Source organism: Glutamicibacter sp. NPDC055354, from assembly GCF_053644955.1.
On the sequence record NZ_JBSHMB010000001.1, the window covers coordinates 378,370 to 391,144 of the forward strand.

The following is a 12,775-nucleotide window of genomic DNA, read 5'->3' on the forward strand; positions in this document are numbered from 1 at the left end:
CATGTCTTCAAAAGAAGAACTTATGAAGCGTCTCGGAATCAATATTGATTCCGAGACGTTTCGTCTTGCATTTACCCACCGCTCATATTCCTATGAGAACGGTGGCATTCCAACGAATGAACGCCTTGAATTCTTAGGTGATTCAATTCTTGGCTTCTGCGTTGCAGAATACCTATACGCAACTTTCCCGAATTTGCCAGAAGGCGATCTCGCGAAGCGGCGAGCGGCTATTGTCAGTACCCGCGCCTTGGCGATCATTGCCCGTGATTTGGAAGTGGGGGAGCACCTGCTCCTAGGACGTGGGGAAGCCCAGTCCAACGGAGCCAATAAATCCTCCATTCTGGCAGACACCATGGAAGCAATTCTTGGGGCCACCTACTTGGTTCAAGGCATGGAAGCTGCGCGCTCGTTTGTGCTTCGCTTCGTCACTCCACTGCTGGAAGATCATCGGCTGCTGGGCGCGACGACTGACTGGAAAACTGTAATCCAGGAAGAAGTAGCCTCCCAAAAGCTAGGCGAGATGCACTACCAGGTCAGTGGTTCCGGTCCTGACCACGCACGCACTTACCTTGCCGAACTCCGCATCGGAAACGAGGGATACGGCCAGGGGCATGGGCCATCCAAGAAGGAAGCTGAGCAGGAAGCGGCACACAAGACTTGGCTGTTGCTGCATCCAGGTGAGCAGCTACCTAAGGGATAGCGTTTAGTTCATGCCAGAACTGCCAGAAGTTGAAGTGGTCCGAGAAGGACTGGATAAGTGGGTTCGCACTCGAACGGTACTAACCGCTCAAGTGCTGGACCCGCGGTCCGTCCGCCGTCATACCGACGGCGTTGAAGATTTTGAACAGACATTGAGCGGTTGCTCTATCGCTTCCGTGGTTCGCCGGGGCAAGTTCCTCTGGATGGACCTCGAAGGCCTCTCAACTCCGGCAGCATTGGTTGCCCACCTCGGCATGAGCGGCCAACTTCTTGTCGAAGAACCTGATGCTCACGATGAGAAACATCTAAAAGTCAGGCTCTCACTCAGCGAGAGATTTGATTTCCCCAGCGAACTGCGTTTCGTAGACCAGCGAATCTTTGGGGGAATGTTTATCTCCCCACTGGTTGCAACAACCGATGGGTTGCCTGCCGGAGCCGGGTCGCTAAAAGCATCGATCCCACAGGCGGCTGCTCACATTGCCCGAGACGTGATGGATCCTCACCGCAAGACCGAAGACCTGTACGTCGCGCTTCGCAAAAAGACGACAGAACTCAAGAGAGCCATTCTGGACCAGGGGATCATTTCCGGAGTCGGCAACATCTATGCGGATGAAGCACTTTGGCAAGCAGGCCTTTCAGGTTTGCGCAATACTGGCACTATCAGGCGTCCCGAAGTGCAACGCCTCAATGATGCTTTGGTTGATGTGATGACACGCGCCCTCGCCGCTGGTGGTACGAGCTTTGATTCTCTATACGTGAATGTTAACGGCGCTAGCGGTTATTTCTCCAGGTCCTTGAACGCCTACGGGCGCGAAGGCAAAGCCTGTTTGCGTTGCAGAGAAAACGGCCGTGAGTCTCTGATTCGTCGTGATCCCTTCATGGGCCGTTCTTCCTATAGCTGCCCAGTGTGCCAGCCGCGACCACGCCGTGCACCGAGATAAGCTACTTTTCTGAAATTTGGTCGAATACTTGCACAAGGATTTCCTGATAGTACTCCGGCTGATAATGATACGGTGAACTACCCCATTTATGATTTTCATCGGATAGGCTGATATCCAGAGATGGTTTTATTGATCTAAAACCCAATTCTCGAAGGTACGAAAAATATGGTTCGTATAACTTATTCGCGTAATGAGCGGACCAGTTTCTGAATTTAGGAACGTTACTGCCTTGACAAGAATGATCAGTCCAAATGGTCTCAATGTATATGCTATTGCTGAATAGACCACATTCTACGAGAATATCTTTGAGGGTAAGTACTCCTTGTTTCCAAAGCTCAAAGTGTTGGCTGGTGCCAAAATGAATCTTAGCCTTGGCATACGGAAAATCATCTAAAAGACTTGATTTGGATAGTTCCGCGGAGTTCGTGATGTATCGCCCGCCCTGGAGTCGATAAACTCCTAGTCGTTCACTTAAGATGTCAAATAGGAATACTTCGACTTCATTCGATTTTTCACGCAAAGTAGAGAAGAGCGAGGACTTAATGTCTCCGACTACCATCCGGGAATTAAAGTTTGTCGATGAATTTGCTGTGTTAATTCGTGTCTCGGGTAGCGAGTTGGCGCTAATAAGCGACTGGCGAGCGATGTAACCCGTTAAATAATGTTCATCCTTGACCAGTTCATAGGCATCCCTAGAAACGCAGCCACCGTATATGAAGAAATTTACCATTGTTCCTGCGAAATAAATATTAGTAGTTATGAGAGAAAAGATTATCGGATACTGAAGATCTTAACCTAGTAAGACTATTCTTAATTACCCGAAACTGAGCCAAGACATGATCCCACCCAAACTGTAAAGATCACGAAGTTGCTTCTTGTTTAGTGAACTTGCAGTTGATAATTTACGAATGTATTCGATATCGACAGTTCCCTGTAAAGCAGTACCATTCGTTTGTTCGAGAGCGCTAGATAACAGTTCTTGTCCAGTCTCCTTGTAAACTACCTGCCAAAAATTAACTCCCAATCCGTTGGCTTCCTCCACCTTAGCTTTGCGTTGCGCGGCAGTAAGTTTGGGTTCGGTGGCATTTAGGCGTCGAAGAACGGATAGGAAAGTGCTATCAGCTTCACATTCAGGTGTGAGCCCTTTTACAAAATTAATTTTCTCGTTATTCTTTGGCCATGAACGTAATTCTCGTCGATTTCTTAGTTGCAATAGGTCTTGGCTGAACCTGTCGTAATCGAAGGGCCATGATAATAGATCAGGTTTCAGCGAGTCTAGTAAATCATGGCCAATGAGATTTGCCGATCTGACATGTTGCGTAGATCTTCTGGCTAATTCGAAACCAGCAACAGAATACAACGGGTCAAACCTAGAGCCAACACGACTCCATAATAAAGACGTCTGACCGATATGGTAGCGATTCCGATTATGCGTATAAAACGCATCGCCTATGAAACTGGCATCCTGATAAAGATGGGACAAGTGATCGAATTTTTTTGTTAGTAATGATGAAACGTTCGCGATTGCTTCTGGCGAAAAATAGGTGCTCTTGGTGTTTGCTGTGGGCAGATAGCTTGATATAAGGAGGCTGCTATCAAGTCGACCAAGTGAGTCGGTAATCTTTCTGTTTCCAAAGAATGTTCGAAGCACTTCTCCGTAGCCGCCGCCCATTGCGCTAACTGGTACAGAGATTTCTCGACCGAACGGGCCCGTATTAGTTATTCCACCACTCGCAAAGAGTGCGCCCATTAGTCGTTCTGACATGTTCGTCGTTGGTGCAGTCGTGAGCCCTGCCCCGTCTACTCGTTGTAGGCCGTATTGTCTCGTCAGGCCATCGGCGATTATTCGATCGGTGGAACCTTCAGGGCCGGAACAGAATATATTGACTCGATCTCGCAGTTCTAGGTTCAATACTGCGGAGAGAACTAGGCGTGAGTCAAAACCGCCTGTCAAGTGTGCGGTGATTTGCTGAGAATTCGTCTCTGCTATTGCTTGGACAGCGCCTTGGACGTCAGATCGGAGAATTGTAAACAAATCATAGAGCGATGCAGAGTCAAGGCTCTCGCGAATCTTGTAATTCTTTGTAAAGATTTGATTTCCGTACAATACGAAATACTGAAAAGGCTCAAGTGAATGTACACCCTTGTAACTTGCAGGTGTGAGCCCTCCGTTGCCAAGCATGAGACGCTCTACCTGAAACAATGGATCCTTTTCCAAGATGATTCCATGTGTCTCGGCTGCATGTACAAGTTCTACGATGCTGGTAGAAACGAATGCTTTGCCCTGCTTATTGAGAGAGAACGCAAGTGCACCGCCCAGTGGGTCAGGCAGACAAGCGCTCCATGAATCTACTGAATCTTCAATGAATAGTGCACCAGGGTTTCGTGCACCTTTCGACCACCAATCAGCAAGTTCTTCAATACTCCACCGTTCCGCGGCTTGTGGTAGTGACGAATCGAGATCCGCAGTTCGCTTAATGCATGTTCCGTTTAGAATTACGCTTCCATCGAGCCAGAATCGTCGTGAACCACGAATAACGGGATCTTCATTCCGTTTCACAACTGTGTTTATTGGCGCCGAACTGATTGAGGTATGCGGTAACCCCGTAATCACCGGAGCATAGGTCTTAGTAGAAGCCATACGTCTAACCTTACTATGTGATGTTTGTTCAAGTCTCGGTGGGCAGTCCCCGTGACTACGAGCAACCTGAACCCAAGATGATAATCACGAATGAACGGTGACTAGAATTGGAAGTACGGGTGCCTCAACTGGCAAAATTTGATAGCCCTGCGTTCCAATTCGGAGCATGGTTAACGAGTGACTTAAGAGGTTCCATGTATTCGTTCGCAGGAGGGACTATGTGCCCCTTTCCCCAATTCTGGATCTTAAAATGAATATTTGATTGCTCACGCGTAGCAGCCTCGAAGCGCGAGAAATGATTCTCGTAATACAGTCTGTCACCAGTATTTTGTATGTATGCCACGGTATTTTCTCTTCCTTTGGCGTACCACTTTGACATGCTTGTTGGAATTTTTGCGGCAATCATTTGTGGGTTCCATCCCGGATACGCTTTTCGGGAGTAGTCGTCAAAGCGATCAGGTTTTCCAAGAAGTTCAATGCGAGGATTCATCACTAATGCAACTGACTTTGGAAAGTAGGTACTGTAATGAAGAGCCGCATATCCGCCAGCGGAGGAACCAAAAAAAATAAGATGTTTTTCTTGCCCGGGACGCTGTGTCAGGGCGATGATTGACGGGATGAACTTACCAGACGGAACTCGTTTGGTGCTTTGGTGCCAAAAAGTGAGTAGTTTTTCTGCTCCGCCACAAGCGGAGTCGGCGAAGGCGAGTAAGTTGACACCGAGCTTCTCAGCGAAACCCGATCCGGTAAAAATAGGATACTCAACGGTTTTGGGTCCAGTTGCCGCATGGAATGTGACAAGGGTCACCGGAGAATTTCGGTCTTCGAAGTAGAAATCGAAATATCGTCCGTTGGATTTGATAATGGTAAGCCCTTCAGAAAGACCTGCACGAAGTGCGCTATCAAAGTCGTCAAATATGCGTCTACCGCGGGAAGAGTGCTTCTTAATGTTCCTGGTACGATTCAGCATATCTAGGACCTTATCTGGGGCTGGATAGTTATTTTGACGGTCGATGGCTTCGTGTTATCACAACGAAATCTCATTTGACCCATTGCGGGTAAACAAGGAGCGCGCATTTTATTTCGTGACTCCGGCTTTAGGGTAGGAGTGTCCCGCTCTTCTTCATATCGAAAACATGGGCAATTTTCGAGGGATGAACCTAGGTCGGACAGTGCGAGCTGCTTAGCGGGAAGCATTGTCAGTCTCACTGGCTTCCGTTTTTTGATGAATTCAATTTGAGTTTGCTTCTTAGAATTTTAAATCTTTGGCATTCATCGAGAGGTCCATTAATTGTTCCAAGAGGCTACCGATTAGGGTGGACGGTGGTGGTGCGTGCCCTTCGGCGAATTCCCTGACGAAGACGATGTGATTATCGTCCAGCGAATTGACCCCTTCTTGTAGTTCTTTTTGCGTCGTCATTGACCAGAGGGGCTTGAGGTGTTTGCTCCGATGCCAATCAGCACTGTTCTGAAGGTAAATAACACGTCGGGGCGCGGTAAGAGTCTGGCTTCGCAAAACGTGGGTGTGTACTTTGGAATCGGTTCTGCTCTTACAAAATTGTTTCCAATCGGGTGAGCCTAAAGTCGCAAAGGCGAAATTAAACCGACTTCTCAAGTATGCTTTTACGAAGCGTTCTGCGTATTCATATATATCCGTTTGTGGATTCCAAACCAGCGCGGTCGAGTCTCCTTTGAACCTTGAAGCGATATTTAGCGCAGCAAATCCACCTCCTGATCCACCTATGAAAATCAACTCGCGTTTAAGGCTCTCCTGAAGGACAGTTAAAGTCGCGAGTAGATTAGCTGTGAAGTTGTCGGTTGGACCACCTGTGTACCAGGCTAGGCTTAAGGAAGCGTCATCATCGAGGCTTGGGTCCGCGACGGCGATTAGTGGAAGTTTTTTATTGTTCGTCAGTCCCAGTCCGGAAAAGAATGGCCCTTTCTTATCTCCTCGAGAAGAGATGGCACCTGTGAAGAACACTGGTTGTGCTTTAAAATCTGACGCATTAATATATTCATTTACATAAATGTCAATTGGGGATTCATCTTTACCAAATTGAATGGTATGGATCCCCGGTAGCATAATCCAGCGATTTTTAAAATCTGACAAGTTGTCCCATACGTAGTGCAGAACTTGCCACTGCCTGTAGTTTTTATCAGTCATTGAAATCCTCGTTAGTTCTGGATGATAGGTGTTGAAAGGAGTGAGCTGTAATAGTGATTATGCTTAGAATAGCTGTGATTCACACTGTTTCTATATCTGTTGATCAGTCTAGCTGTTTTGATCGAAGATCAAACTAAAGGATCGTAGGCAGACTGACTCGGAATAACTAGTTATTCCGAGTAATTTTCGTGGCGACTAGAACTTGGTCATTGAACGGGGCCCAAGCGTCAACAGCCCACTGGCCAAAGCTTTTATCGGTGAGCGTCACACAGGCCAGACGATGTTTAGGGTCCACCCAGAGGAACGTACCAGACTGCCCAAAGTGTCCATAGGTGGACGCGGGATGGTTTGCACCTGTCCAGTGCGGCGCTTTGGACGATCGGATCTCAAACCCGAGTCCCCAGTCATTCGGGTTCTGCCGGCCATAGCCGGGCAGAATTCCAGCGAGGTTCTCGAAATGCACACGCGTTGCCTCGCTCAATGTTTCTTGCGCCACGATAGTTGGGTTCAAAAGTTCGGCAGCGAATTTTGCCAGGTCGGCAGCGGTGGATCGGCCATCCTTTGCGCAGCTGCCGGCAATTTCTGTATCAGCCATCCCCAGAGGAGCGAAGACCGCTTCCTGGGCATACTGGGCCATGCTGATTCCGGTCTGTTGTTCCAGATGCTCTGCGAGCTTTTCAAAGCCGTAATTCGAGTATCCGCGTTTAGTCCCTACGGCAAAGCGGATGGTTCCGGAATCAAAGTCATACCCGGCTGTGTGCGCCAATAGGTGGTGCACGGTTGAACCCTCTGGCCCTGCAGGGTCTTCGAGGGTGATGGCTTCTTCTTCCAGAGCAACCAAGAACGTGTAGGCACTGAGCAACTTAGTCACCGAAGCCAAGGGGTAAACACGGGCAGTATCACCGTGCTGGTCAACGATTGCACCATTGCCGTTCACCACCACGGATACCGAGTTGTCACTTGGCCACTGGTCAATCTGCGTCAGAATGCTCATAGAATGATCTATCCCTCGATTTTCTTCCTCGGATTTTGCGAGCACAACCAGATAATCCCCAGTGCGCTTCGCTAGAATTGCGACAAGGATTGGGTTTGATTGCCCAACCTAACTTTAGCGATTTCGCCCAAACATAGGAACTTCACGCCGTGCATCTCAAGACTCTCACCGTTCGCGGATTCAAGTCTTTCGCATCGGCGACCACTTTTGAGTTTGAACCGGGCGTCACGGCTGTTGTAGGACCTAACGGTTCCGGCAAGTCCAATGTGGTTGACGCGCTGTCCTGGGTCATGGGTGAACAGGGTGCCAAGACGCTTCGCGGCGGCAAGATGGAAGACGTGATCTTTGCTGGCACTTCTGGCCGCCCACCACTGGGCCGTGCCCATGTGTCCCTGACAATCGATAACTCTGATGGCCAGCTGCCTATCGACTATGCAGAAGTCACTATCTCCCGCACGCTGTTCCGTACTGGTGGATCCGAATACGCCATTAATGGAAGTTCTTGCCGTCTTCTGGACATTCAAGAGCTGCTTTCGGATTCCGGTCTGGGTCGAGAAATGCATGTGATTGTCGGTCAGGGACAGCTGGACCGCATCTTGCACGCCACCGCTGAAGATCGTCGTGGTTTCATCGAGGAAGCGGCCGGCGTGCTCAAGCACCGACGGCGCAAGGAGAAAACCCTGCGCAAGCTGCAAGCGATGCAGGGAAATCTGGATCGTCTTGAGGATTTGAGCGCCGAGGTTCGCCGCCAATTGGCTCCGTTGGGACGGCAAGCGAAAATCGCTCGCCGTGCGCAGACGGTGCAGCTTGATGTCAGGGATGCAAAGTCCCGTCTGCTGGCAGATGATTTGGTCACACTGAACAACAAGCTGGCCCAGGATATTGATGACGAATCCAAAATCCAAGCTCAGCAAGAAGACGCTGCGGCACGCCTGGAACGCATCAAGAAGCACATCGCTGAACTGACTGCCCAGATGGAAACCATTACCCCGCGACTGGTTCAGATCCAGGAAACGTGGGTTTCGTTGAGCACGCAGGCAGAGCGTTATCGATCGCTGGCCGCGTTGGCTCGTGAACGCGGGAAATTGCTGGAAAGCAATGAAACCCATTTCGATTCCAGCCGTGATCCTGAGCGTTTGGAAGCTCAAGCTGAGCGAATGAGCGAAGAACTTGAGGAACTTGAAGAAGCTCTTGAAGACCGCCACGAGATTCTTGCTGAAGCTGTAGAGGCTAAAGAGCAGGCCGAGGAAGCATCACGCGCCGAACAGCAGCGGATGGCTGCCATGCTCCGCGCCGCGGCGGACCGTCGAGAAGGCATGTCACGGCTCGCCTCGCAGGTGGCTTCCGCACGCAGTCGTGTCGATGTGACCAGGGCCGAAATATCCCGACTCCAGGAAAGCGTCCAGTCCTTCGACTCGGACCTTGAACTGGATATGCGCTCTCACGCAGAAGTTGCCAGTGATCTTGAAAAACAATGGGCTGGCGAAGCCCAGCTGAATATCGATTTTGAGAGCGCAGATCGCGAACACGCAGCATTGTCGGAAGAGCACGATGCCGATAGTCAGCGTGAACGCGAGCTATCGGTGCGTGTTTCCGGATTGCGTGCCCGCCTTGAAGCCCTGAAGCTGAATTCCAAACCAGATGATCAGTCGTCACAGCTTCTTGGATCAACTTCCGGACTGCTCCTCGGTCGTTTGGGGGAGCTGATTACGGTTAATCCGGGATATGAACAGGCCATCGCCGCGATTTTGCGTGACAGTGCCGAAGCTTTGGTAGCCAAGAACCTTGGTGATGCGTTGGATCTCATCGAAGACCTCCAACAGCAGCAGGCCAGCCAAGTATTCCTGCACGCCGAAGTTCTTCCAAGTGGTGCAAAGGCTCCTGCGATGCCTAATGCCGTCAGCGCTCGTGAAGTTGTAGCTGCCGATGGCCCGCTGGACAGCTTGCTTGATCAGCTTCTTGTTGGCCATTACATCATTGAGGAAATGAGCCAAGCTCCTGCGGCCTTGGTGCAGAACCCATCTGCGCTGCTCACCACCTTGGATGGCATCACTGTTTCGGCAGTTCGCAGTTCCGTGGGGGACTCAGCAGGCGCTTCCCTGATCGCGCAGCAGGCCTTAGTGGAGCAGACGGAAACTGAACTTTCCCAGTGCCAGGAAGAACTTTCCACAGTCGAGCACAGATTGGCTCAGCGGGGACCGGAGCTTTCCATCGCTCAGCAACAGCGAGATGAAGCCCTGTCGGCGCTGGCTGAATCTGATGCCGCCATTGATGAATTATCCTCGTATCTGGCACGTCTTGGACAGAAACTTCGCAGCGCGCGATCGGACAAAACCAAGCTGGAAGAAAAGCTCGAAGCAACGCTGGAGAAGCTGGAAATCGAGCAGGAATCTTTTGAAGAGATTACCGAGCGCATGGAGCTAGCTTCAACGGATCAAGATGAAGAAACCGTTGATGACGCGGCACGAGCAGCTCTTGCAGATGCTGCAGCCGCGGCACGACAGCAGGAGCTAGAAGCCCGGCTTGCCTTGCGCAGTAGTGAAGAGCGCGTTTCTGCGTTGCGTTCACGCGTTGAGGGACTGCGCCGCACTGCGGCAGCTGAGCGCAATCACCGTGAAGTTGCAGCTCGTCGCGCTGAGCAGCGTAAGGCGCAAGCGGCCAATGCGATCCGTATTGAGCAAGCTGCTGAGCGCGTCCTGCGTTTCATTGAAGTATCCGTATCGATGGCTGGCCAAGAACGCGAAGAGCTGGCCGGAAAGAAATCCGAACTGGAATCCATGCTTGTCAGCCAACGCAAGGAAGCGGAGCAGCTCTCCGCCGAGCTGGCCCGTCTTGCTGATGCTGTGCATCGTGACGAGATGGCCCGTGCGGAACTGCGGATGCGCATTGAAAATCTTGAGACCAAGGCCCTGGAAGAACTGGGATACACCCCTGATCACCTCATCGCCAATTACGGTCCAGACCAGCTGATTCCGGAGGCCCTCGACGAAGATGACAAGTGGGGCGCGCTGCGGCAAAACGTTGATGAAGAAGGCAATCCTGTCGGCACCCGGGCATATGATCGCGTCGAGCAGGAAAAGCGGCTGAAGAAGGCAGAACGCGACCTGGCGGCCTTGGGCAAGGTCAATCCGTTGGCACTTGAAGAGTTCGCTGCCTTGGAGGAACGCCATAAGTTCCTTTCCGGCCAGCTCGAGGATTTGAAAAAGTCCCGAGGGGATTTGCAGCAGATCATTGCCGACGTTGATTCCCACGTCGAGCGGGTGTTCACCGAGGCCTACAACGACACCGCCGTGCAGTTCAGGCGGATCTTCGATCGCCTCTTCCCAGGCGGCGAGGGCCAGCTGGTGCTCACCGATCCCGAGAATATGCTCACCACAGGCATCGAGGTGGAAGCGCGTCCGGCCGGCAAGAAGATCAAGCGGCTCTCGCTGCTCTCCGGTGGCGAGCGTTCGCTGACTGCTGTCGCGTTGCTGGTCGCCATTTTCAAGGCTCGCCCATCGCCGTTCTACGTGATGGACGAGGTGGAGGCGGCCTTGGACGATATGAATTTGGGGCGCCTGATCACGATCTTCGAAGAGTTGCGCGAGTCCTCGCAGCTGATTGTGATTACCCACCAGAAGAAGACCATGGAAGTAGCTGATGCCCTGTACGGCGTCACTATGCGCGGCGACGGGGTTTCTACGGTGATTAGCCAGAAAATGAAACGAGCTGTGACGACGTAGCTATTGCGGTAAAGTAGGGAATTGCAGGAGCGAGCTTGCTTGCTTGCTCTGTAATTCACTGTCTCTACTGAGGATGACATGGCATTTTTCCGTAAACGTATCAATGATAACCCTGCTGTTACGAAGAGTCCTGTGCATCGGGAATCAAGGCAGGAGGATGTCCTCCCGAGCGGGTCGGCGCTCCAGGGACCTTCTCCATTGGTGAGTGTGGTTATTCCCGTTTACAACGCCATGCCATTCCTTACGGAACTGCTTAATTCTCTGGAAGCCCAGGACCTGAAGCCAGAAGAATTCGAAGTCATTGCCGTGGATGATGGCTCGACGGATTTTGGCGGAGAGATTTTGGATGTCTATGCGAAGCGAAATTCGAACTTCATCGCCCTGCATCAAGAGAACAGTGGTTGGCCGGGCAAGCCGCGCAATGTAGGCATTGAGAATGCGCGTGGAGAATATGTTTTCTTCATCGACAGTGATGACCGGCTCGGGCCTCAAGCGCTAAGGCGCATGACTTCATTTGCGCTGGAGCACGACGTGGATGTCCTCGTGCCGAAAATGGTCGGTTTGGACGGCCGGAGAGTTCAAGCGAAGCTGTTTGAAAAAACAATTCTCGATGTCGACTACGACTTTATTCTGCGGACCCTTTCGCCGCAAAAGATGATCAGGCGACGGCTTCTCAATTCGCATGGCATCCGCTTTGTCGAAGAAAAAGTCAGGCTTGAAGATGGCATCGCCATGGTCGAAGCATATTCCGCTGCTCGGCGAATCAGCATCCTGGGCGACTACAACTACTACGAGATCCGGCTAAGGTCGGACGGCCAGAATATTAGTACGCAGCAAATCGATCCTGCCGGTTATGTAGGTTCCTTGACCAAGATCGCGCAGACTATCGCGACGTACACGGGGCCGGATCTGGAAGTGGCAAGGAAGCGCATTGCCGGATTGTTCGTTCGCAAGGGTTTGCGTTTCTATGACGGACAACGTTTCCTGCGTTATACCGCAGAACAGCGCGCAGCATGGGTGTCGAGCCACAAGAGTTTCTTGGAAACCTTCCAACTGGATAATTCTGCAGCGCTCTTCAAGCCGCAAGAGGCAAAGCTGGTCGACGCCATCCTCGCCGGCGACTTGGAATACCTGGAGCAGCTTGCCCAGAATAAAATGGATTCCGAGAAAGCGCCTGCAGTTGTTTCGGTCGAAAATACTGCTGAACGCATTTCTTTGGTTGTCGATTTTCCAGCCTCGGGACCGTCGCCAATCGGCATTCATATAAGGGATCGGGACACCGAAACCGTGGCAAGGGGAGAGCTTGCAGTTGACGAAAGCGGATCGCGGCTCACTGCATCTTTCCCGCGTGCCACCGTGCTTGAATCGATTTCTCGCTTGGGCAACATCTTCATCGAGTATCAGGGCGTTCCTGCAAAGCGGATCAAGATGGGGAAAAGCGCTGCGAGCCAGGAATTCTCGGGCTTGCTGGTCTACGCAACGGCCAATGGATATATGAGCATAGATGCTCGCCAAGCTAAGTAGCACGGAGCTATAGGGAGCCGGGCTGTCCGCCTTCCCCGGGACAGGCACCCTCCTGCAGAACACAGAGAGGCTCGTAGTTGCCCCAAACAG

9 protein-coding genes are annotated in these 12,775 nt (G+C 51.4%); 4 read left to right on the forward strand and 5 right to left on the reverse strand.

Annotation, left to right across the window (positions count from 1 at the left end):
- The first annotated feature begins 1 nt into the window (after window position 1).
- Together rnc and mutM are read left to right on the forward strand one after the other, a co-directional pair.
- Entirely contained in the window at window positions 2-700 is a 699-nt protein-coding gene (gene rnc / locus ACWICV_RS01670; RefSeq protein WP_388021798.1) for a ribonuclease III, read from the forward strand.
- A gap of 10 nt (window positions 701-710) precedes the next feature.
- The gene (gene mutM / locus ACWICV_RS01675) at window positions 711-1,640 is read left to right on the forward strand and encodes a bifunctional DNA-formamidopyrimidine glycosylase/DNA-(apurinic or apyrimidinic site) lyase (RefSeq protein ID WP_454090849.1); all 930 of its coding nucleotides are present in this window, start codon (window positions 711-713) and stop codon (window positions 1,638-1,640) included.
- Between the two features lies 1 nt (window position 1,641).
- Here mutM and ACWICV_RS01680 read toward each other — a convergent pair whose 3' ends face one another.
- From ACWICV_RS01680 to ACWICV_RS01700, 5 genes are all read right to left on the reverse strand, one after another.
- Window positions 1,642-2,370 carry a DUF6270 domain-containing protein gene (locus ACWICV_RS01680; protein WP_133833480.1) on the reverse strand — a complete coding sequence of 243 codons (729 nt, stop codon included), beginning with the start codon at window positions 2,368-2,370 and terminating at the stop codon, window positions 1,642-1,644.
- Window positions 2,371-2,454: 84 nt separating this feature from the next.
- The gene (locus ACWICV_RS01685) at window positions 2,455-4,281 is read right to left on the reverse strand and encodes a hypothetical protein (protein WP_454090848.1); all 1,827 of its coding nucleotides are present in this window, start codon (window positions 4,279-4,281) and stop codon (window positions 2,455-2,457) included.
- A 124-nt stretch (window positions 4,282-4,405) separates the two neighbouring features.
- Window positions 4,406-5,251, reverse strand: coding sequence for a hypothetical protein (locus ACWICV_RS01690; protein WP_400288833.1), 846 nt, complete (start codon window positions 5,249-5,251; stop codon window positions 4,406-4,408).
- 279 nt (window positions 5,252-5,530) lie between these two features.
- Complete coding sequence (locus tag ACWICV_RS01695; protein ID WP_400288835.1) at window positions 5,531-6,445, reverse strand: hypothetical protein; 915 nt, start codon at window positions 6,443-6,445, stop codon at window positions 5,531-5,533.
- A gap of 166 nt (window positions 6,446-6,611) precedes the next feature.
- On the reverse strand, window positions 6,612-7,439 hold the full coding sequence (locus ACWICV_RS01700) for a serine hydrolase domain-containing protein (RefSeq protein WP_454090847.1): 828 nt from the start codon (window positions 7,437-7,439) through the stop codon (window positions 6,612-6,614).
- A gap of 149 nt (window positions 7,440-7,588) precedes the next feature.
- On the opposite strand from ACWICV_RS01700, the gene smc reads away from it, so the two are divergent.
- Together smc and ACWICV_RS01710 are read left to right on the forward strand one after the other, a co-directional pair.
- Window positions 7,589-11,161, forward strand: a complete 3,573-nt coding sequence (gene smc / locus ACWICV_RS01705) for a chromosome segregation protein SMC (RefSeq protein ID WP_454090846.1) — start codon at window positions 7,589-7,591, stop codon at window positions 11,159-11,161.
- Between the two features lie 78 nt (window positions 11,162-11,239).
- On the forward strand, window positions 11,240-12,685 hold the full coding sequence (locus tag ACWICV_RS01710) for a glycosyltransferase family 2 protein (RefSeq protein ID WP_454090845.1): 1,446 nt from the start codon (window positions 11,240-11,242) through the stop codon (window positions 12,683-12,685).
- The last annotated feature ends 90 nt before the right edge of the window (window positions 12,686-12,775 follow it).

What these genes read in the sequence shown, in the direction of transcription:
- rnc (WP_388021798.1), top strand. Translation starts at nt 2, where the DNA reads ATGTCTTCAAAAGAAGAACTTATGAAGCGTCTCGGAATCAATATTGAT.
- mutM (WP_454090849.1), top strand. Translation starts at nt 711, where the DNA reads ATGCCAGAACTGCCAGAAGTTGAAGTGGTCCGAGAAGGACTGGATAAG.
- ACWICV_RS01680 (WP_133833480.1), bottom strand. Translation starts at nt 2,370, where the DNA reads ATGGTAAATTTCTTCATATACGGTGGCTGCGTTTCTAGGGATGCCTAT.
- ACWICV_RS01685 (WP_454090848.1), bottom strand. Translation starts at nt 4,281, where the DNA reads ATGGCTTCTACTAAGACCTATGCTCCGGTGATTACGGGGTTACCGCAT.
- ACWICV_RS01690 (WP_400288833.1), bottom strand. Translation starts at nt 5,251, where the DNA reads ATGCTGAATCGTACCAGGAACATTAAGAAGCACTCTTCCCGCGGTAGA.
- ACWICV_RS01695 (WP_400288835.1), bottom strand. Translation starts at nt 6,445, where the DNA reads ATGACTGATAAAAACTACAGGCAGTGGCAAGTTCTGCACTACGTATGG.
- ACWICV_RS01700 (WP_454090847.1), bottom strand. Translation starts at nt 7,439, where the DNA reads ATGAGCATTCTGACGCAGATTGACCAGTGGCCAAGTGACAACTCGGTA.
- ACWICV_RS01710 (WP_454090845.1), top strand. Translation starts at nt 11,240, where the DNA reads ATGGCATTTTTCCGTAAACGTATCAATGATAACCCTGCTGTTACGAAG.